18 protein-coding genes are annotated in these 18,606 nt (G+C 69.7%); 4 read left to right on the top strand and 14 right to left on the bottom strand.

What is annotated here, in order from left to right:
• Nucleotides 1-12: 12 nt before the first annotated feature.
• The 7 genes from GGQ91_RS24920 to GGQ91_RS24890 form a co-directional block, all read right to left on the bottom strand.
• Nucleotides 13-1,257 carry a discoidin/SUN/FTP domain-containing protein gene (locus tag GGQ91_RS24920; protein ID WP_182593075.1) on the bottom strand — a complete coding sequence of 415 codons (1,245 nt, stop codon included), beginning with the start codon at nt 1,255-1,257 and terminating at the stop codon, nt 13-15.
• 73 nt (nt 1,258-1,330) lie between these two features.
• A complete protein-coding gene (locus GGQ91_RS24915) occupies nt 1,331-2,680 on the bottom strand; it encodes a coagulation factor 5 8 type domain-containing protein (protein ID WP_182593074.1) in 1,350 nt (449 codons plus the stop codon).
• A gap of 253 nt (nt 2,681-2,933) precedes the next feature.
• The gene (argC, locus tag GGQ91_RS24910; protein ID WP_043389512.1) at nt 2,934-3,884 is read right to left on the bottom strand and encodes an N-acetyl-gamma-glutamyl-phosphate reductase; all 951 of its coding nucleotides are present in this window, start codon (nt 3,882-3,884) and stop codon (nt 2,934-2,936) included.
• Nucleotides 3,885-4,053: 169 nt separating this feature from the next.
• The gene (rpsI, locus tag GGQ91_RS24905; protein ID WP_043356850.1) at nt 4,054-4,539 is read right to left on the bottom strand and encodes a 30S ribosomal protein S9; all 486 of its coding nucleotides are present in this window, start codon (nt 4,537-4,539) and stop codon (nt 4,054-4,056) included.
• A gap of 2 nt (nt 4,540-4,541) precedes the next feature.
• Nucleotides 4,542-5,003, bottom strand: a complete 462-nt coding sequence (gene rplM, locus GGQ91_RS24900) for a 50S ribosomal protein L13 (RefSeq protein ID WP_043356851.1) — start codon at nt 5,001-5,003, stop codon at nt 4,542-4,544.
• Between the two features lie 692 nt (nt 5,004-5,695).
• The gene (locus tag GGQ91_RS24895; protein WP_051976370.1) at nt 5,696-6,310 is read right to left on the bottom strand and encodes a CoA-binding protein; all 615 of its coding nucleotides are present in this window, start codon (nt 6,308-6,310) and stop codon (nt 5,696-5,698) included.
• A 56-nt stretch (nt 6,311-6,366) separates the two neighbouring features.
• A complete protein-coding gene (locus GGQ91_RS24890; RefSeq protein ID WP_052083562.1) occupies nt 6,367-7,665 on the bottom strand; it encodes a nucleotide sugar dehydrogenase in 1,299 nt (432 codons plus the stop codon).
• Nucleotides 7,666-7,854: 189 nt separating this feature from the next.
• Here GGQ91_RS24890 and GGQ91_RS24885 point away from each other — a divergent pair, with 189 nt between their 5' ends.
• Together GGQ91_RS24885 and GGQ91_RS24880 are read left to right on the top strand one after the other, a co-directional pair.
• Nucleotides 7,855-8,121, top strand: coding sequence for a hypothetical protein (locus tag GGQ91_RS24885; protein WP_182593073.1), 267 nt, complete (start codon nt 7,855-7,857; stop codon nt 8,119-8,121).
• A 144-nt stretch (nt 8,122-8,265) separates the two neighbouring features.
• The gene (locus tag GGQ91_RS24880) at nt 8,266-8,619 is read left to right on the top strand and encodes a hypothetical protein (protein WP_236952880.1); all 354 of its coding nucleotides are present in this window, start codon (nt 8,266-8,268) and stop codon (nt 8,617-8,619) included.
• A gap of 256 nt (nt 8,620-8,875) precedes the next feature.
• Here GGQ91_RS24880 and GGQ91_RS24875 read toward each other — a convergent pair whose 3' ends face one another.
• The 5 genes from GGQ91_RS24875 to GGQ91_RS24855 form a co-directional block, all read right to left on the bottom strand.
• Complete coding sequence (locus tag GGQ91_RS24875; protein WP_043357149.1) at nt 8,876-9,241, bottom strand: c-type cytochrome; 366 nt, start codon at nt 9,239-9,241, stop codon at nt 8,876-8,878.
• Between the two features lie 405 nt (nt 9,242-9,646).
• Nucleotides 9,647-9,808 (bottom strand): hypothetical protein, encoded by a 162-nt coding sequence (locus GGQ91_RS24870; RefSeq protein WP_236952879.1) that lies wholly within the window; start codon nt 9,806-9,808, stop codon nt 9,647-9,649.
• Between the two features lie 1,104 nt (nt 9,809-10,912).
• Entirely contained in the window at nt 10,913-11,707 is a 795-nt protein-coding gene (locus tag GGQ91_RS24865) for an alpha/beta fold hydrolase (protein WP_179698146.1), read from the bottom strand.
• Nucleotides 11,704-13,410 (bottom strand): GMC family oxidoreductase N-terminal domain-containing protein, encoded by a 1,707-nt coding sequence (locus GGQ91_RS24860; protein ID WP_182593072.1) that lies wholly within the window; start codon nt 13,408-13,410, stop codon nt 11,704-11,706. Before GGQ91_RS24860 ends, GGQ91_RS24865 begins: the two co-directional genes overlap by 4 nt.
• A 4-nt stretch (nt 13,411-13,414) precedes the next feature.
• Nucleotides 13,415-14,800: a UbiD family decarboxylase gene (locus tag GGQ91_RS24855; RefSeq protein WP_029357558.1), complete on the bottom strand. Its 1,386-nt coding sequence runs from the start codon at nt 14,798-14,800 to the stop codon at nt 13,415-13,417.
• A gap of 176 nt (nt 14,801-14,976) precedes the next feature.
• On the opposite strand from GGQ91_RS24855, the gene GGQ91_RS24850 reads away from it, so the two are divergent.
• The gene (locus GGQ91_RS24850; RefSeq protein ID WP_029357557.1) at nt 14,977-15,900 is read left to right on the top strand and encodes a LysR family transcriptional regulator; all 924 of its coding nucleotides are present in this window, start codon (nt 14,977-14,979) and stop codon (nt 15,898-15,900) included.
• A gap of 108 nt (nt 15,901-16,008) precedes the next feature.
• The gene (locus tag GGQ91_RS24845) at nt 16,009-16,581 is read left to right on the top strand and encodes a UbiX family flavin prenyltransferase (protein ID WP_029357556.1); all 573 of its coding nucleotides are present in this window, start codon (nt 16,009-16,011) and stop codon (nt 16,579-16,581) included.
• A 7-nt stretch (nt 16,582-16,588) separates the two neighbouring features.
• Here GGQ91_RS24845 and GGQ91_RS24840 read toward each other — a convergent pair whose 3' ends face one another.
• On the bottom strand, nt 16,589-17,056 hold the full coding sequence (locus GGQ91_RS24840) for a TIGR02444 family protein (RefSeq protein WP_029357555.1): 468 nt from the start codon (nt 17,054-17,056) through the stop codon (nt 16,589-16,591).
• Between the two features lie 31 nt (nt 17,057-17,087).
• The gene (locus tag GGQ91_RS24835) at nt 17,088-18,437 is read right to left on the bottom strand and encodes an MFS transporter (RefSeq protein ID WP_029357554.1); all 1,350 of its coding nucleotides are present in this window, start codon (nt 18,435-18,437) and stop codon (nt 17,088-17,090) included.
• Nucleotides 18,438-18,606: the final 169 nt, after the last annotated feature.

Raw genomic sequence — 18,606 nt, 5'->3', positions numbered from 1 at the left:
GGCTCTGTCGTCTCAGCGCGCCGCGAAGATCTCGACCCCGTCGAGGTGCAGGTACTGCTCCTCGTCGAGATCGATCTTCAGGTAGCGGAACCGGGCATTGTCGAACCGCAGGTGGAGGGGCAGGCCCGGATGGCAATGGGCGTCCACGGCATCGAAGACGAGACGGTAATCGGTCTCGGTCTCGCCCAGCCAGACGCGCATGAATTGCGCCCGTTCGCTGAGCTGCCCCCAGCGATTGTAGATCCGGATCTCCGAGACCCGCTCGACCGCGCCGAGATCGAGGACGAACCAGGGGTTCCGGTCGAGCCCGGTGTGAAAGAAGAAGGACGGGTCGCCGGTGGTGCGCTCACCGTAGGTGCCGGTCGTCCCCGACCAGGCAGAGGCGGAGCTCGCCCGCCAGGTCTTGCCCAGCGCGATGTTCTCCGAGGGACGCGCCGTCACCAGCGTGTCCGTCTCCAGCTCCTCGATCAGGGTCCGGATCTGCTTGGACGGTTGCCGCAGCGGCGGGATCTCCAGGTCGAGCTTGTAGATCAGGTTCGACAGGATGCTCTGGTCGAAGCGGTGGTCGATGAAGCCATCGAGATCCGGCAGGCCCATCGCGTTGGGGCTGTCGGTGACGATGCGTGGATCGCCCGCGTAGCGCAGCCATTCGGCGACGAGGTGGCGGGTGGCGGGGCTCACCATGAAGGCGATCCAGGAGGCCTGGATCTGGTCGGCCTCCCAGTAGCGCTCCGCGTCGCAGTCCATCAGCACGAAGCAGTCGCGCTTGGTCCAGGCCCGCTGCGGCCGTCCGTGGAGCACACCCACCGCGACCCGGCGCTCCGAGCCGTCGAGCCACGTGAGCAGCGGCGCCACCGGCGGCAGCGGATCGTCGCCCACCGCCTGCATGCCGGTGTCGCTGAAGACGATGAAGTCGCCGTCGCGGCGCTGCGCCAGCGCCTCGGCGATGACGTAGGGCTTCCAGGCCCAGTTCCCGGCGCCCCGGGACCGGTCGAGGATCCCCCGGTGCGCGCGGTAGAACGGCGTCTCGCGCAGCCGGTCGGGGGACCAGCTCTCAATCGTGTCGAAATCGCCCGTGGTGGCGGCCGCCGCGACCAGCCGGCGCTGGCTCTCGACGTAGTGATACTTGGCGGCGAAGCTGACCAGGGTGGCATGGCGCGGCCGGAGCCGACGCCGCTGCAGCATCAAGACCTCGGCGCGGTGCATGTCGAAGGCGTTGATGCGCAGGGCTTCCGATGGCTGGTCAGCGCTGGCCAAATCTGTCCTCCGACGGATGAGCCGGGCGCTTGTCACCGGTTTTGCCGGCTTCGGCAAGGCGGTCCCGGCGGGATCAGGCGTCGTCGAAGGCGAGGTTCTCGGCCGGGTAGTCGAGCATCAGGGCCCGCCGCTCGGGGGAGTTGTCCCATTCGCCCACCTTCGTGTAGGCGCCGGCCACGTCCAGCACCTCGACGACGCGCCCGATGGTCGGGATGCTCTTGAAGTGCTGTGGCCAGCCGGAGGCGAAGTAGAAGACCTGCTCGACATGCTCGGAGAGCTGGCAGACGCCCGGTCCGAAGGTGCCGAGCCCGAAGACGAGGTAGCGCCCGTTCATCAGCGCGGCGACGTCGTCGACGAGGGTGCCGCTCTGCGTCGTCAGGGGGACGCCGAGATCCGCGATCCAGGCTTCCAGAACCGGGATCACCGGGTTGAGCCGGTTCTCAAACACCATCGTGATCCGACGGATGCGGCCCTCCGACAGGAGCCGCCGGATGACCATCTGGTAGAAGGCGAGCGGCGGCTGCGGGTAGGTCGGCGCCACCCAGGTGCTGAAGATGTCCCCCGAGCGGATGTGGATCAGCAGCGCGTCGTCGGGCTTGGCGGGGATGGTCGGCGGCAGCCGGCTGAACAGCGGCCGGATGCAGGTTCGGACGATGTCCCGGGTCTCGGCGGGGCCGAGGGGGCCGGCGAGCTGCTGGATCCCGAGATCGAAATACATCCCCGACAGGAAGGCGCCGTCGTCCGGCAGGGGCGCGGAGCCGGGGATGAAGGTGATCCCGCCGCAGGTCAGCGGGCCGGTCAGCCCGATCACTTCGCTGCGGTCTGCGGCCGGGAGCTTGATGTATTTCAGGTTCAGGTTGCGGGCGATGCCGATGGCGAGCAGCAACTGGATCAGGCAGTTGCCGAAAGCGCCGCATTCGTAGAGCGCCAGCCCCACCAGGGCGCGCGAACGCGGCCGCTCGGCGCTGACGAGGCGGTAGGAGACGTAAGGGTTCGCGCCGGGCCGCTCGTCGGCCATGTCGAAGGGCACGTCCAGCACGCGCCGCAGGACAATGAGGTCGAAATCGGCCTGCGCGCACAGGACCTGTACCGCAGGCAGGCCGCTTCCGGCGGGCGCGTCCAGGGTGACGCGGACATGGCGCGCCCAGGCGCCCTCCCCGGCTCCGAGGATCAGGGTGGCGGCCTCCGCCCCGCTCTGGGAGGCGTCGAGGTCGGGCGTGCGCCAGACCTGTCCGTCATCGGACAGGGCGAGGCTCGGCCGCGCGGCACAAGCGGATCCGATCTCGACGCGTCGAATCGGACATCGAAAGCCGAGATCGACCTGCAAGCCCAGGGTGCCGCGCGGCAGGGCGGTCTCGTCCGCCGCAGCGTCCCTGCTGCGCCAGGGCCGGCCGAACGCCACATCGATCAGGTCGCCGTTCATCGCCTCTCGCGGTGCGAAGGGAGCGGTTCGAGGGCCTTGCCTCACGGCCCTCTCTTCGCCGGCGGCGTCCCCTCTGTCGAGGAGGGCCTGAGGCTCTCGTTGCCGCGTCGTGCTCACGCGGAGCCCGACACGGTCCTCGACGTCTTGCCCGCGGGGCGACTCGAACGGGACGCGGCACGCCGCCAAACGGCGCGCGGCCCTCGATTCCTTCGCTCCGCGCGCAAAGCCGGGGCGATGCGTCTGCCGCCGCCGGCTAGCCGGCGAGCCCGAGCATCAGCCCGAGATTCTGCACGGCCGCCCCGGAGGCGCCCTTGCCGAGATTGTCGAGCCGCGCCACCAGCACCGCCTGCCCGTGCTCGGACGAGCCGAACACCCGCAACTCCAGCCGGTCGGTGTCGTTGAGGTCCTCCGGCTCGATCTTCTCGCGGTGCGCGCCGGTGGCGGCGCCCGGCACGACCTGCACCAGCGGCTGACCGGCGTACCAGTCGCGCAGGGCGGCCTCCAGGTCGGCGGCCGCCGGCCGGCCCGGCAGCGCGTCGAGATGGAGCGGCACGCTCACCAGCATGCCCTGCCGGAAGTTGCCCACGGCCGGCACGAAGATCGGCCGGCGGGTCAGCCCGCTGTAGCGCTGCAGCTCCGGCAGGTGCTTGTGGGCGAAGCCGAGGCCGTAGAGCTGGAACGGCGGCGCCGTGCCCTGCGCGTAGGCCTCGATCATGCTCTTGCCGCCGCCGCTGTAGCCGCTGACCGCGTTGATGCTGATCGGGTGATCGGCCGGGATCAGGCCGCCTTCCACGAGCGGGCGCAGGAGCGCGACGCCGCCGGTCGGGTAGCAGCCGGGATTGGCCACCCGCCGGGCGCGGGCCACCGCGGCCCCCTGCTCCCGGGTCAGCTCGGGGAAGCCGTAGGTCCAGCCCTCCGCGACCCGATGGGCCGTGCTGGCGTCGAGGACGCGCGGGCCGCCGCCGGGCAGGCTGTCGGCGAGCGCCACGGTCTCCTTGGCGGCCTCGTCCGGCAGGCAGAGCACCACGAGGTCGACCTCGGCGAGCAGCGCCCGCTTGGCTTCCGGATCCTTGCGGTGCTCCGGCGCGATGCTGCGCAGGGCGACCCGCCCGTCGCGCTCCAGGCGCTCGCGGATGCCGAGGCCGGTGGTGCCGGCCTCGCCGTCGATGAACACGGTGGGCTTCTGTACGCCGTCGCCAGCCATCGTCCGTCTCGCTCTCTCCGAAAGGCAGTGCCGCCCGAGTCGGCCATCGCGGCCGGGAAACTGGTGAGCGCGGTGCGACAGCCTGTCAACGGCCGCGCCGCAGCCCCGAAACGCGAAAGGGCGGCTCCCGCAGGAACCGCCCTCTCCGTGACACCGGTGTGACCGGATATCAGCGCTTGGAGAACTGGAAGCTGCGGCGGGCCTTCTTGCGGCCGTACTTCTTACGCTCGACCACGCGGGCGTCGCGGGTGAGGAAGCCTTCGCGCTTCAGCGGGGCACGCAGCTCCGGCTCGTAGTAGGTCAGGGCCTTCGACAGGCCGTGGCGCACCGCGCCGGCCTGACCGGAGAGGCCGCCGCCCGCCACCGTGACGGTGATGTCGTACTGGTCGACGCGACCGGCGATCTCCAGCGGCTGGCGCAGGATCATGCGCAGCACCGGACGGGCGAAGTAGGTCTCCACCGGGCGCTTGTTGACCGTGACCGTGCCGTTGCCGGGCTTGATCCAGACGCGGGCGACCGCGTCCTTACGCTTGCCGGTGGCATAGGCCCGGCCCTGGGCGTCCAGCTTCTGGACGTGGATGGGCGCTTCGTTGGCCGGATCGACCGCGCCGGTGTTCGACCGGTTGAGGTCGGCGAGGGACTGCAGGGTCGCCATGATCAAGCGCTCACGTTCTTGCGGTTGAGGGCGCCGACGTCGAGCGCCTGCGGCTGCTGGGCCTCATGCGGGTGCTCGGAGCCCTTGTAGACGCGGAGGTTGCCGAGGATCTGACGGAAGAGCGGGCCGCGGGGCAGCATGCGCTCGACGGCCTTCTCCACCACGCGCTCGGGGAAGCGCCCCTCGAGGATGAACTTGGCCGTGCGCTCCTTGATCCCGCCCGGATAGCCGGTGTGGTAGTAGTAGCGCTTCTGGACGTACTTGCGGCCGGTGAACTTCACCTTGTCCGCGTTGACGACGATGACATGGTCGCCGCAATCGACGTGGGGCGTGTAGGCGGCCTTGTGCTTGCCGCGCAGGCGCATCGCCACGATCGACGCGAGGCGGCCGACGACGAGGCCCTCCGCGTCGATCACGATCCACTTCTTGTCGACCTCGGCGGGCTTCAGCGAGGTGGTCTTCATAGCCAAATCCCAGGGGTTCCGACGGACCAGGGCCCCGACGCGTCGGGATCCGAGAACATCGGGGTGCCGAAAAACGAGCCGCCGCGTGGGGCACACGCGGCGGCGGTGGCCAGTGCATAGACGGGCCCGGATGCCGGGTCAACAGCGAAATCGGAAATCGCGAAAATGCGAGCAATCAGAGAGGTTTGGCTGTTAAGGTATCACAATACCACATCATGGCGGGCACGGGGCCGCGGAGGGCCGGCTCGGCTCTCCCCGTCACCGCCGCATCGTGAGGGGCCGGAGAGCGGCGGAGGCCTCCTTCAAGGCTCGCTGCGCTCACGCCTCGGAATCAGGGTGTCGGGTGGGCTGACCCGATCAGGCTGGAATCGTTCCCGATCGCGCTGAGACGGGGGGCGATAGCCGAGCCCGTTCCACGCGATGCGCGGGTCCCCTCTCCCGTGCGGGAGAGGGACAGGGTGTGGGATCAGGTTCGTCCGGACGAGGCTCGCCTGTCCGAGCCGTGATGGTGCGCTCGACCGCGAAGCGTCGTGTCCCTCACCCCGACCCTCTCCCGAACGGGAGAGGGAGGATGGCGCGGATGTCTCGAACGGAATCGCCTTCCTTCCAGGCCGTTGCAACACGATCGGACGCGGCGCTGCGAATGGGGCGCTGGCCACGGGGCGCTGTCTCGGACCGTATGAGGATCGGATTCAGTCGCCCCGCCGGCTCCGCTCCGCGATGGTGAGCTTCTGGACGCCCTTGGCCGCCAGCACCGGTTTCCGGGCGCTGAGGATCCGGGAATTCACGCCGGTCCAGCCGATCTCGCCCGAGAGCCGGCCGTACTCGATCTTGGGGCAGCGGTTCATGATCACCGTGAGGCCGCGCGCCTCGGCCCGGGCGGCGGCCGCGTCGTCGCGCACGCCGAGCTGCATCCAGATCACCTTCGGCGGCGGGCTGAGCGCCAGCGCCTCGTCGACCAGCGGCCCGGCGGCGGCGGAATTGCGGAAGATCTCCACCATGTCGATCGGCTGGTCGCCCAGGCTGGCCTGGACCTCGGCCAGGGAGGCCGCCACCCGGCGCCCGAGCAGGTCCTGGCCGGCGAGGCCGGGATTGACCGGCGTCACCGCGTAGCCGCGGTCGAGCAGGTATTTCAGGACGATCCAGCTCGGGCGCGCCGGGTTCGCCGAGGCCCCGACCAGCGCGATCGTGCGCGTGGTGTTCAGGAGGGCGCGGATCTGCGCGTCGGGGTAGCGGGCGTGGCGCTCCGCGAGCGCCGCCATGTCGCCGGGCGCGGGCTGCCGGTGATCGTGGCCGGTCTCGTCCATGGCATGTCCCCTCGTCGTCCGGATGATCGCAATGCTTGCCGGCGGCCCGGCAATGGTCACAGCCGCCAGACCTCGTAGCCCAGCCGTGCGAACGCCGCGCGCTCGTACAGCGCCTTCACGTCCACGATCAGGCCGCCGGGCTTCACCCGGGCGGCGATCGCCTCCGGCCCGAGCCGGGCATAATCCCGGTGCGGGACCGCGATCACGGCCGCGTCCGCGTCGGCGGGCAGGTCGGCCCAGTCGACGAGGGTGATGCCATACTCGGCCCGGGCCTCCGCCGATCCGGCGCGGGGATCGTGGACCGACACGGCGCAGCCGAATTCCTCCAGCTCCCGCACGAGGTCGGCGACCTTCGAGTTGCGCAGGTCCGCGCAGTTCTCCTTGAAGGTCAGGCCGAGGACGATGACCCGCGCCCGGCCGGCATGGCCGCCGCGCCGGACGATCCGCTTCACCGTGCTGCGCGCCACGTGGGCGGCCATGCTGTCGTTGATCCGGCGCCCCGCCAGGATCACGTGGGGATGATGGCCGATCATCGCGGCCTTGTGGGTGAGGTAGTACGGGTCCACGCCGATGCAGTGGCCGCCGACCAGCCCGGGGCGGAACGGCAGGAAGTTCCACTTGGTCCCCGCCGCCGCGAGGACCTCCTGCGTGTCGAGGTCGAGCTTGTCGAAGATCAGCGACAGCTCGTTCATGAGCGCGATGTTCAGGTCGCGCTGGGTGTTCTCGATGACCTTGGCGGCCTCGGCCACCCGGATGGACGAGGCGGCGTGGAGGCCCGCCTCGATGATCGACCCATAGAGGGCCTTCAGCCGCTCCAGCGTCGCGGGCGTGTCGCCGGCGACGATCTTCACCACCTTGGCGAGGCTGTGCTCCCGGTCGCCCGGATTGATCCGCTCCGGCGAGTAGCCGACGAAGAAATCCGTCTTCCAGCGCAGGCCGGAGGATTGCTCGAGGACGGGGATGCAGACCTCTTCGGTGGCGCCGGGATAGACGGTGGATTCGAACACCACGGTCGCGCCCGGCCGCATGTGCCGCCCGACGAGGTCCGAGGCCCGGATCAGCAGGGTGAAATCGGGGCTCTGGGCCGCGTCCACCGGGGTCGGGACCGTGACGATGATCACGTCCGCCGCGCTCAGGGCGGCCGGGTCGTCGGTGATCGCGAGGTGCCCGGCCGCCCGGAACGCCGCCGCGTCGATCTCTCCCGCCGGGTCGTGTCCGGCCCGGTAGGCCGCCACCTTGTCGGCGGCGCGCTCGTAGCCGATCGTGATCCGCGCCCGGCCGAACGCCAGGGCGAGCGGGAGCCCGACATAGCCCAGGCCGACGATCGCCACGCTGTCTGCCGAGCTGTCCGCCACGCCGGATCCCTCTGCGGGCTCGGAAGGCGCCGATGACGGTCCGGCCGCCGGGCGCGTATAGGGGCGGCCCGGGCCCGCGTCGACTCGCTTCGGCCCGCGCGGCGCGTCGCCGGCCGGTCGCGGCGCACCAAGACCACCTGACCGACGGGCAGAGACCGATCGAGCCCGAGGCGCGCATGAGGCGAGACGATGCCTGATCTCCGCTGGACCGAGGGGCCGGTCCACTGCACCGACCTCGTGGACGGCACCGGCAAGGTCTTCGGCTATGTCGGCCCGTGCGCCGCGGGCATGCGCGGCTACGTCGTCCAGTCCGGATCGGAATGGCCGCCGCGCCCGGCCGCCTTCGCCGATCATCCCGCGGCCGACGCGGCCCGCGCCTGGGTCGAGGCCGAGGTGTCCGCGCGCGCCTTTCGGCCCGTCCGCATCATCCGGGAGGCCGGCGCGCCAGTCTCCTGATTCCCCGGGGCGGTTCAGGACCGCGTCAGCCTCGCCCGGCTTCGCTGCGACGCGGGATGCCGGGGGTGCCGGCGCGTTCGGGCTCCGGGGCGCAACGTGCTATGAGCCCCGATCGCCCTGTCGCGGGCCCTGAGGTCGATCATCATGCGCACGATCATGCTCGCCGCCGCCCTGCTGGCCCTGCCCGTCCCGGCCTCGGCGCTGTGCCGCTGCACGTGCGTCCGGGGCGAGATGAAGGCGATCTGCCAGGAGACGGACCTCACGATTCCGATCTGCCAGGGGCTCTGCGAGACCACGATCCGACCGGACCGGGTCATCATTCCGCTCGCCGGCGCCCGGCAGGCCTTCGAGCCGGCCCAGTCGACGAACCCCGCGCCCGGCGGCCTCGTGTCGCCCGATCTCAGCCTGGACACCAATCCGAACGGCACCCAGCTGGGAACGCCGAGCCAGCTCTCCGGAAGCGTCGGGTCGAGCTTGTCCTCCGGCAGCGGACGCTGAGCCACGAAAAAGCCCCGCGCGGCGGGTGCCGGCGGGGCTGAAGGTTGAGGACGCCCGGTGCGTTACGTCGGGCGACTGGTTTTAGAATACCATCATTGCTCGCGATGTGAAGCTCTCGTGATGACAAATCCGGCAGATTATTTCTTCAATACTTTAGATTGACGAATAAATCCCCGTCCGGCTCGGCCGGACGGGGTGAAATCAGTGAATCCAGAGCGCCGATCGCTCGTGTCGCCGCTCCGAAGGCGGATCGGCCTTACGACTGGGTCTTCAGATAGGCGATGACGTCGTTGATCTTCTTGTCGTCCGTGATGCCCTGGAAGATCATCTTGTTGCCCGGGACCTTCGCCTTCGGGTTCTTCAGCCACTCGTGCAGGTTGGCCTCGTCCCAGGTGATGCCGGAATTCTTCAGGGCGGCGGAGTAGTTGTAGCCCTCGTAGGTGCCCGCCTTGCGGCCGACGACACCCTTCAGGTCAGGACCCACGCCGTTCTTCTGGAAATTGTGGCACGCCTTGCAGGGGGCGAACGCCTTCTCGCCGGCGGCCGCATCCCCGGCCTCCTGGGCCTGCGCCGCGAGGGGCATGACGACGGCGAGGACGGCGCCGAGTGCAAGCATACGCATGTATAGACCCCGAATTGATCAGATAAGCTTTGCGTTTCTGACAGAAAAATTCTTCGATGCAAGGGAAAAAATCTGCGCAGGCGTGCAGATTATATTGAACGATGCATCAAACAATTTCGGATGTCATGCCCGGTTCCGCGGTTTGCTCTCGGCACGTCTCGGCAGGCCTCGGATCGGTGGCCCGCTCGCGCGCATCCGCGGGGCGCGTCCCCGGGCGGCGGGACGGGCGAACGGCGGATCTGAGAATGCTTCCAAACTTGGCATGTCGGAGTGTTGACGTCCGATGCGGGGCGATAATCCGGCCCGCGCTGGAAAATGATGCGTCCTTCCCGGCTGGGCGCCGCGCGCACGACAAGGCCCGCCGCGGCGAGCCGGGCGGGTCCGCGCAGACGGGCCGTGTCGATGCTAGGCGGCCAGCGGCAGCCTGATCACCGGCGGGTCGCTATCCGCAGCCTTGGCGGTTCGGGCCATCGCCGCGCCGGCATCCCAGGCCGTGAGCGCCTTGATCCGATCGGCGAGAACCGTCGTCTCCAGGGTGCGGGGCGTCGCCGTCAACGGGCGGGGCATCGTCGATCGGGGGCTGGGCATGAGGGCTCCGGCGGCTGCTGCAGCGGGCAATGCGCCTGAATGGTTACCGCGATGTCTCTGCCGGGCATGCGCGCGAGGACGTGATGCGCAATCCTGCGCGCTGGACGGCCTCTGATGCGGTTGGAGGGGCGCCGATGCGGCTGCTGGCCAAGCCCGATGGTTCGACGCGTCTCCAGACCCGCGAGCCCCGCGCGGTCCACCGACCGGCCGGGTCGTTCAGGGATGTCGTGCCGGGTGATCGGAGTGCGGGGTGCAAGCCTGCCGGACGGATCGGCGCTGCCACGCATCTCCGGGGCGCCACGTCGGGGCCGAACTCGACGGTCCGCGACCGCGCGACAGCCGCCGTGTCGGCGCTCAGCCGCAGAAGGCTCGAAGAGACCGCGTTTCGGCGCTTGTGGTGGCGGAGGGAGCGGGACAATCGTCCGAGCTTGCCAACGCGCGCCAAATCAATGACTTAGAGAAGGTCCCTGCCCTCACGGTGTAGCAGTCCGGTGTAGCAGAGATCAACCCCGGCCGATGGGTCGACCCATGCGCAGCCCCAGTGAAACCGGTTGCACTGGCCTCTCGGTTGGGCGGACCTATCGGGATTCGAACTGGCGTTCGCGACCCATGTTCGTGGCGGCGAGAACGATCACCGCTGGTCGGTACACCACCGTCCGTTCGGAACCGCGCGATGTCTAGACAGGGGCGCTCGAACGGCTGCTTCGGATCCAACAGCGGCTCGTTGAGCGATTGGGAACGGCCGAACCTGGCCGAAAGCGGCCGGTCCGCTCTGGAGGGGGCTTGCTGGAAAAACGGACAGCGTCTTACCCGATCCAATCCGGTCATTCCGTCGAGGACGTGAATTCGCCGAAAGCTGTCGGGCGGCAACGTGGGCGAACGGGCCCAGTACCACGGCTGGGCTTGGTCCTCGCCCGGATCCGGAAAGCTCGATCTGGGTGAGGCCTGGGAGGCAGGTGAGTCCAAATAACCCTGTCAACGAACCTAACACCGCCTCCTGCCCCTCCCCACGGGACAGGGGCCGGCACCCGGCCTCGCGACAGTGTGTGTGTCAAGGCCAATCAGACCTTGTCTTGGGAAGACTTAATCTCTGCTCAAGACATGGGTGACGAAGCGGGCGATGACGTCGGCAGTTTCTGCCAACGCTTCGCGATGTGGGTGATGCCCAACATTCGGCATCTCATAAACAGTCAGCAGACCGGCGGGGCAAAGTCTGCGAGCGGCAGCAATCTGGGCCTTGGTTCCGTAAGCATCCTTCGTTCCTTGGATGATGAGTGCCGGGACGGTCCATCGCGTGAGGGCTGTCTCGATTGTCCATCCGCGCCGAGCCGGATCCAACCAAGCGTCGTTCCAGCCGCGAAAGGCGCCCTCGACATCGGTATGCCGACGACCGAGACGGACCTTCAGATCGCCCTTGTCGTAGGCGTCCCGGGCCCGTCGGGCCCCGGCCAGCGTCGCCTCCTCGACGAAGAAATGGGGCGCGATGAGGACGCCGCCCCGCACGCGGGTGTCGCCCTCCGCCAACGCGAGGGCCGCGATCGAGGCGCCATCGGAATGGCCGATCAGCAGGCCGCTTCGCAGTCCCGCGAGGTCGAAGACCTGGGGAAGTATGGTGCAAGCTTCCTGTTCGAGAAAGTCGGCCCGGCGGGGCAGAGGCACCGGGCTTGAGGCCCCGTAACCCTGCCGCGAGAAGGCCAGGACACCGCATCCGGTCGTCTCGACCAGAATTTCCGGCAGCGGGCCCCACTGCGTGGCAGAACCGAGACCCTCATGAAGCAACACCAGCGTCGGCGCCAAGTCCGGCTGCGGACCGACGAAACGGTATTCCAGCCGTAGGTCGGCCACCGCAAAGGTGCCGAATGTGTCGAGAGGGATCATCCCATCTCCACCATCATCCTCTCCGCGATCTTTTCCGCAATCATCAAGGTCGGGACGTTCGTGTTTGCGCTAGGAAGGCGGGGCATCACCGATGCGTCGGCGACGGACAGGTTCTCGGTTCCGATGACGCGCCCCCCCGGATCGACCACCGTGTCGGGATCGTCGGCCCGGCCCATGCGGCACGTACCGCTCGCATGCCAGACCCCGAAGACGTTGTCCCGGACAAAGTCGTCGAGAGCGCCATCGTCCTGGAGCACTGTCGCCCAAGCGTGGCCGCCTAGGACGGCGCGCAGCAGCGGGGCGCGCAGCATGGCCGGTGCATCGAACACGGGGGCGAGGAGGCCGGTGAGCCGCCGGTTGCGAGGGGAGACGGCGCTCAACCGGCGGATCAGCGGCGAATAGTTCGCGGGGAAGAGGTCGTCTGAGCGGGGGTTCAGGGTGGGCGAGACCACGAGGTCGCTGAGCAGCCGAATCCCCGAGGCGAGGCGTTCGAGATCGCGGCGATCCGAGAGCAGGCCGAGGTCGATGTCGGGCGGGCCGGATGGGTTCGCCGGATCGAGACGCAGGCGCCCGACCGAGTGCGGCTGGTTCACCCAGAGGAAGTAGAGCGCGAGGCGTCCGCCGAGGGCGTGCCAGCCGGCACGGGCGGAGGCGGTGAGATACATATCGGAGGCGCCGCCTCCGGGATGGCCGGACGTATAGCGCAGGGCCAGCAAGCTCGCGCGCCGGAAGGTCTCGGGTAGCCGGAGCGAGCGGGGAAGGACCTGGGCCATCGTCAAAGCGGGATGGTCCCGCAGGTTCTCGCCGACGCCCGAACGGGCCAGCCGGACGGGTATCCCGCAGGCGGAGAGCGCATCGCCCGGGCCGATCCCGGCACGCAGGAGCAGCACCGGCGATTGAAGAGCGCCGGCGCACAGGACCACGGAGGCGGCGCTCACTTGCTGCTCGGATCCGTCGCCCCGCCGCAGCACGGCCCCGGTCGCGCGGCGCCCGTCCATCACCAGCGAACGGACCTCGAGGCCGGCGGCGATGGTGAGGTTCGGCCGGGCCCGCGTCCCCACGTCCAGATACGCGGCGGCGGCCGAGACCCGCGCGTCGTCCCGGTTGGAGAAGGCCGGCGGGAAGATCCCGTCCTCGAACTCGCCGTTCTGATCGACGCGCCGGGGCAGCCCCGTCGCATCGAAGGCGCGGGCGACCGCATGGGCGAAGGGGGGCCATGCGGGCTCCAGGATGCGCCGGATCGGGAGCGGCCCATCATGGCCGTGCAGCGGACCGCCGCAATCGAGGTCGGTCTCGAGCCTGCGGAAATACGGCAGCACGTCGTCCCAGGCCCAGCCCTCGGCGCCGAGCGCGGCCCAGGCCTCGTAATCGCGGGGCAGCCCGCGGTTGGCCGCCTGGACGTTGATGCTGGACGAGCCGCCCATCACCCGGCCCTGCTCGTAGGCCCGCCGCCGCATGCGACCGCGGGAGTCGCGGGTGACCGCCGCGTCGAGCCCCGGCCAGATGTAGGTGTCGCCATGGAACAGCGGCATCGGATAGCTGTCGAGGATCTCCGCCGGCACCCGGCCCGGCGGTGTATCGATGCCGGCTTCGACGAGGAGCACCCGGCGCCGCGGGTCGGCGGAGAGCCGGTGGGCCATCACGCAGCCGGCAGAGCCCCCGCCGACGATCAACACGTCGACCGTTTCGGGCAAGGCGTTCACGGGATCAGCCGATCGCCGCGCGCCAGTCGGCGCCGGACGCGAGCACCGCGTCGAGATCGACCTCGGCCTCGCCGGGAACACGGATGCGCTTGAATTTCATGGGGGGCGCGTCGAGGGGAACGGTCGCGTCGAGACCCATCTTCGCGCCGACCCCCTCGCGGCCCGAGGGATCGAGCTTCGAGCCCTGGGCGTGAGGGATGACGACGAGGTCTCGGTCCGCCTGGAACCGCGTCGAGATCGCCCATTCGACTTCCTGCGGGGCGTGGATGTCGACATCCGTATCGACCACGACGGCGTGCTTGATGTCGTAGTGGGCGGCGAAGGCCCCGAGCAGCACGTTCTTGGCCTCGCCCTCCTGCGTCTTCCGCAGGCGGACGTAGAGGTGGTAACGGCCGACTCCCCCCAGGGACAGATGCACGTCCTCGACACCGGGGAAGCTGCGCTGGAGCGTCGCGAGGATCGTGGCCTCGCGGGGGATCGCCCCCAGCAACAGATGCTCCAGACCGCCCCCGACGATCATGTGGAAGATCGGGTCGCGCCGGTGCGTTACCGCATCGACCCGCATGACGTGCCGCTTGGCCCGCTCCCCGTAATATTGCGGAAACTCCCCGAACGGCCCTTCGGGCTCGCGGATTTCAGGCAGGAGGTGGCCCTCGATCACGATCTCTGCGTTCGCCGGAACGCGCACGCCGTTCGTCAGGCACTTGACCACGTCGAGGGGTTGGCCGGTGAGCGCCCCGGCGATCTCCAACTCGTCGTGGCCGAGGGGCACGATGGCCTGGGATGCGAGGAGGCAGGCGGGATCGACGCCGACCACGAGGGCGACTTCGAGGCCCCGGCCCTGGGCCTCGGCCTTGCGGTAGAAATTGTCGGTATGCCGGGGCAGGACCAGCACGCCGATCCTGTCCGGACCGCTGATCTGGCAGCGCAGGATGGCGACGTTCTGCAGGCCGGTCTCCGGGTCCCGGGAGATCATCAGGCCCGCCGAGATGTAGGGGCCGCTGTCGTGCTCGTTCAGAGTCGGCACCGGCAGGAGCTTCAGGATGTCGAGTCCCTCCCGGTGGACGACCTCCTGCGCGGGGGCGGAGTGGCGTTCGTGCCAGGGGAGCGGCTGGGCGGCGGCCTGCTGGAAATGGGCGACGAGGCGATCCTGCGTGGTGCCGAGGGCTTCCGCCATCCAGGCCCGGCTCGACACGAGGCCCGAGACGATGGTGCCCGGATGCCCCCCGGGCTGCGGAAACAGGCTGGCCTGCCGGCCGTCGAGGCGGTTCGCCACCGCCGCCGCCTCGTGGCGCAAGCCGATTCCCGGCCGCGCGATGGCGAGGCGCCCATCCCCGGACAGCCGATCGAGCCAGTCGCGGAGGGAACGAACGGGAGTGGGCGCGTTCATGCTGTCCTCACGGCGGGGTCGTCTGAACCAAGCTTGCCAGGGGAGGAAGCGTTAAGCTCTTCCCGCAGGCGGGAAAAATAACGATTGGTGATGCCGCCCATCAGCCGGTTTGAATTGCGCCGACCGGCCCGCACATGGTCCTCTGGCGCGTTGCTCGTGTCGCCCGGGTCCCGTGTATGGATCTCCGTCAGATCTCCTACTTCGTCGCCCTGTTCGAGGAGGGCAGCGTCACCCGCGCCGCGCAGCGGATGAACGTCGTCCAGCCCGCGCTCAGCATGCAGATCGCCAAGCTGGAACGGGAACTCGGCCAGCGCCTGTTCGACCGCCAGCCGAAGGCCATGGTGCCGACAGCCGCCGGCCGGACGCTGCACCAACTGGTCCACCCGATCCAGCGGGATGTCGCCGAGGCCCGGGCGGCCATGGCGCGCCTGTCCCAAACCGTGTCGGGCCGCGTCACGGCGGGCATCCTGTCGTCCCTGTCGATGAGCGTGATCCCCAGCGTCCTCGCTCGCTTCGCGGCGGCCTACCCAGAGGTCGAGCTGTCGCTGGCCGATGGCTACAGCAGCACCTTCATCGAGGGCGTCGGCAGCGGCGCCCTCGACCTCGCGGTGATCAACCGGCCGGCCCGCCGCCTCGGCCTCGTCATGGCACCCCTCCTCGACGAGGAAATGGTCGTGGTCGGCGGGCGCGACACACCGTTGCCGGTGCCCCTGCCCCTCCGGATGGCGGACCTCGCCGCCCTCGACCTGATCCTGCCGTCGACCCGCCACGGCCTGCGCGTCGAACTCGACCGCCGTGTCGCCGCCGCGGACGTGACCCTGTGCCCGAAGCTCGAACTCGACCTGCCCCCCGCGATCGCGGACTTCGTGGCGCGCTCGACGCGTTTCACTGTGCTGCCGAGCATCGCCGTCAGCCGACAGCTCGCCGACGGGTACCTCAAGGCCTACCGCATCGTCGCGCCGCGCATCGCCCGCGAATTGGTGATCATCCACCATCCGCAGAAACCGCTCAGCCACGCGGCGCAGCTCCTCATCGGCATCCTTGAGGAGGAGTTGAACGCGGCGGCGGCCGCACTCCAGGCCCATATCATCACCGGTTGAGCCCCCCGGACTGATGGCAGCGATCAGCCGACGTTATTCGACACGGGCGAGCACACCCCGATACTGTCACCGGCAACGTCGCCGCGCCCGTTGCGGCCGGGAGGAACGATGACACCGCTGCCCCTCGTGGTCGGCATCTCGGGTGCTTCGGGGGTGATCTATGGGATCCGTCTCCTGGAAATCCTGCGCGACCTCGCGATCCCGGCCCATCTCGTGATGTCGCGCTCGGCCGAGGTGACGCTGGCCCATGAGACCGACCTCAAGGTCGCCGACGTCCGCGCCCTGGCCGCCAAGACCTACGCCCAGGGGGATATCGGCGCCTCGATCGCCTCCGGATCCTTCCGGACCCGCGGCATGGTCGTGGCGCCCTGCTCCATGCGGAGTCAGGCCGAGATCGCGACCGGCGTCACATCCGGCCTGCTGACGCGGGCCGCCGACGTGACCCTGAAGGAGCGCCGCCGCCTCGTCCTGATGGTGCGGGAGACTCCCCTCCACACCGGCCACCTCCGCACCATGACGGCGCTCTCGGAAATGGGGGCGATCATCGCCCCGCCGGTTCCGGCCTTCTACGCGCGTCCGGAGAGCCTCGCCGACATGGTGGACCATACGATCGGGCGGGTTCTCGACCTGTTCGACATCGACGCACCCGGCGTCCGGCGTTGGCGGAGCGGAGAAGGCTGACCGGCGCTCAGCCCTCCAGCGCCGTCGCGAGAACCCGCAGCGGTGCCTCCGGCCAGGTCCGGCCGAGATGCGCGGCATAGAGGGCCAGGGCCTCGCCGCCCGAACTCGCCGGCATATCCGGGACTGGCGCGGCCTCGAAGAGAGCCGCGAGGGCGAGGCGCTCCGCCTCAATCTCCGCGAGCTTGATCCGCTCCCGGAGCGCCTCCGTCGTCTGGCCCGAAAGGATGTCCGACCGCATCGCCCGGCGGATCGCCCGTAAGGGACTGATCACCTGCCCACGCCAGGGGCCGATCCGGGCTTCCGCTCCGGCGAGCGCCGAGGCGTCCAGCCTTCGTCCGGTCCTCCCGCACCAGATCAGGTACAGGAGCAGGGGCACATCGGCGCCGCCCTCGTCCTGGAGCGCGAGGCAGGCCGCGGCGACGCCGGGCCGGCCGTAGAACGCGCAGGCGAAGGTCCAGAGGGGATCACTCGTCATGGGAGGCCTCCGCCCGCGCAGAACCGTATCGTCAGGCCCGGTCGAGATTGCCCTGCGTCTCGTCGGTCAGGAAGGCACCGACGAGATAGACCAGGGTGACGCCGGTCATGACGACGGCCAGCACCGTCGGGATCTGCGTCGGCCCGTCGGCGACGAGGGAGACGAGCGTCGGCAGCATTCCACCCAGCGCGAAGCCGATGTTCCAGGTCAGGCCCGTCCCCGTGGCCCGCACCGCCGTCGGGAACTTTTCGTTGAGGAAGATCAACAGCGGCCCGTAGCTGGCGTTGGCGATGAGCGCCAGCAGGAAGGCGCAGGCCGCGACCCCAACGAGGCTCGTCGTGTTCGCCATGGTCAGGAACAGGGCGGGAAAGGCGAGCAGGCGGACGACGCCCATGACGAGGAACGACCGTCTGCGCCCGATATGCTGGCTTAGTTCGCCCATGCCGCAGGCGCCGATCGCCGCCGCGACGTTGGCGCCGATCAGGATCATCGAGGCGGTGGCGTTCGGCACGCCGTTCACGAGCTTGAGGAGGGTCGGCAGGTAGCCGGACGTGAGGTAGTAGGCCGCGCCGCCGCCGAAAGAGATGAGAGTCGCGACCGCGAAGCTTCCCCGGTTGGACGGTGAGAACAGGGAGCGGATCGGCGAGGCCTCCGCCGGAGCGCCTGCCCGGAGCGCCGCCTTCCGGGCCTGGAGATTCTTGAAGATCGGGGATTCCTCGAGATTGCGGAAGAGGATCAGGCCGATCACCGAGGTCAGGAGACCCGAGAAGAACATCAGTCGCCAGCCCCAGTCGGTGAAGGCTTCTCCCGGCGCCATGAGCGAGACGACGTAGAAGACCAGGGAGGCAAGCAGGCCGCCGATGGCCGAGCCGCCACCGCCGACCGCCCCGGACATCAGCCCCCGCCACCGCTCCGGGACGGATTCCGTCCCGATCGTGTGAGACGCCGCGACCACGCCGCCGACGAAGATGCCCTGGACGAGGCGGAAGATCAGGAAGATCGCGGTGGCGAGCCATCCGATCTGGCCGACCGTCGGCAGGAGGCCGAAGACCGCCGTCGACAGGCCGACCCCGGTCACCGCCACCATGAGCGCGCGGCGCCGGCCGAACCGGTCCGCATAGGAGCCGAACAGGGCCGAGCCGAGGGGCCGGATCAGCAGCGTGACCGCGAAGGAGGCATAGGCTCCCGCCAGCGACAGCATCGGCTTGTCGGCCGGAAAGAACAGGGCGCCGACGACGGGCGCCACGTAGAGCAGGATGAACAGGTCGAAGAGATCGAGCCCCCAGCCGAACAGCGAGGCCATGGCGGCCGTCGCCGTTTGCCGGCCCGTGGGCTTGGCGTGAGCGGGGGGATCGGATGCGAAGGTTGCGGCGGTCTGCATGGGGTTCCTCCGGGGGATGCGGTCGTTGCCGCGGTGGGCCGGTTCGGGCTCTGGGTCGGGACGGGGGCCATCAGGGCGCGCGCCATCGTGTCCCGCCGGGGCGGGATCGAAGCGGTGCCGTGGGGGTCACGGGGGTGGGGGGAGCTGCCCTGCAGCCCCCCCGGCGTGG

This window comes from Methylobacterium fujisawaense (assembly GCF_014138435.1).
GTDB classification, from domain to species: domain Bacteria; phylum Pseudomonadota; class Alphaproteobacteria; order Rhizobiales; family Beijerinckiaceae; genus Methylobacterium; species Methylobacterium fujisawaense.
The sequence above is the reverse complement of the archived record's forward strand: the minus strand, read 5'-3'. Positions and strand labels throughout refer to the sequence as shown.

Excerpts from the sequence above, each read along its gene's own strand:
- GGQ91_RS24915 (WP_182593074.1), bottom strand. The coding sequence starts at position 2,680 with ATGAACGGCGACCTGATCGATGTGGCGTTCGGCCGGCCCTGGCGCAGC.
- argC (WP_043389512.1), bottom strand. The coding sequence starts at position 3,884 with ATGGCTGGCGACGGCGTACAGAAGCCCACCGTGTTCATCGACGGCGAG.
- rpsI (WP_043356850.1), bottom strand. The coding sequence starts at position 4,539 with ATGGCGACCCTGCAGTCCCTCGCCGACCTCAACCGGTCGAACACCGGC.
- rplM (WP_043356851.1), bottom strand. The coding sequence starts at position 5,003 with ATGAAGACCACCTCGCTGAAGCCCGCCGAGGTCGACAAGAAGTGGATC.
- GGQ91_RS24895 (WP_051976370.1), bottom strand. The coding sequence starts at position 6,310 with ATGGACGAGACCGGCCACGATCACCGGCAGCCCGCGCCCGGCGACATG.
- GGQ91_RS24885 (WP_182593073.1), top strand. The coding sequence starts at position 7,855 with ATGCCTGATCTCCGCTGGACCGAGGGGCCGGTCCACTGCACCGACCTC.
- GGQ91_RS24880 (WP_236952880.1), top strand. The coding sequence starts at position 8,266 with ATGCGCACGATCATGCTCGCCGCCGCCCTGCTGGCCCTGCCCGTCCCG.
- GGQ91_RS24875 (WP_043357149.1), bottom strand. The coding sequence starts at position 9,241 with ATGCGTATGCTTGCACTCGGCGCCGTCCTCGCCGTCGTCATGCCCCTC.
- GGQ91_RS24870 (WP_236952879.1), bottom strand. The coding sequence starts at position 9,808 with ATGCCCCGCCCGTTGACGGCGACGCCCCGCACCCTGGAGACGACGGTT.
- GGQ91_RS24865 (WP_179698146.1), bottom strand. The coding sequence starts at position 11,707 with ATGATCCCTCTCGACACATTCGGCACCTTTGCGGTGGCCGACCTACGG.
- GGQ91_RS24855 (WP_029357558.1), bottom strand. The coding sequence starts at position 14,800 with ATGAACGCGCCCACTCCCGTTCGTTCCCTCCGCGACTGGCTCGATCGG.
- GGQ91_RS24850 (WP_029357557.1), top strand. The coding sequence starts at position 14,977 with ATGGATCTCCGTCAGATCTCCTACTTCGTCGCCCTGTTCGAGGAGGGC.
- GGQ91_RS24845 (WP_029357556.1), top strand. The coding sequence starts at position 16,009 with ATGACACCGCTGCCCCTCGTGGTCGGCATCTCGGGTGCTTCGGGGGTG.
- GGQ91_RS24840 (WP_029357555.1), bottom strand. The coding sequence starts at position 17,056 with ATGACGAGTGATCCCCTCTGGACCTTCGCCTGCGCGTTCTACGGCCGG.
- GGQ91_RS24835 (WP_029357554.1), bottom strand. The coding sequence starts at position 18,437 with ATGCAGACCGCCGCAACCTTCGCATCCGATCCCCCCGCTCACGCCAAG.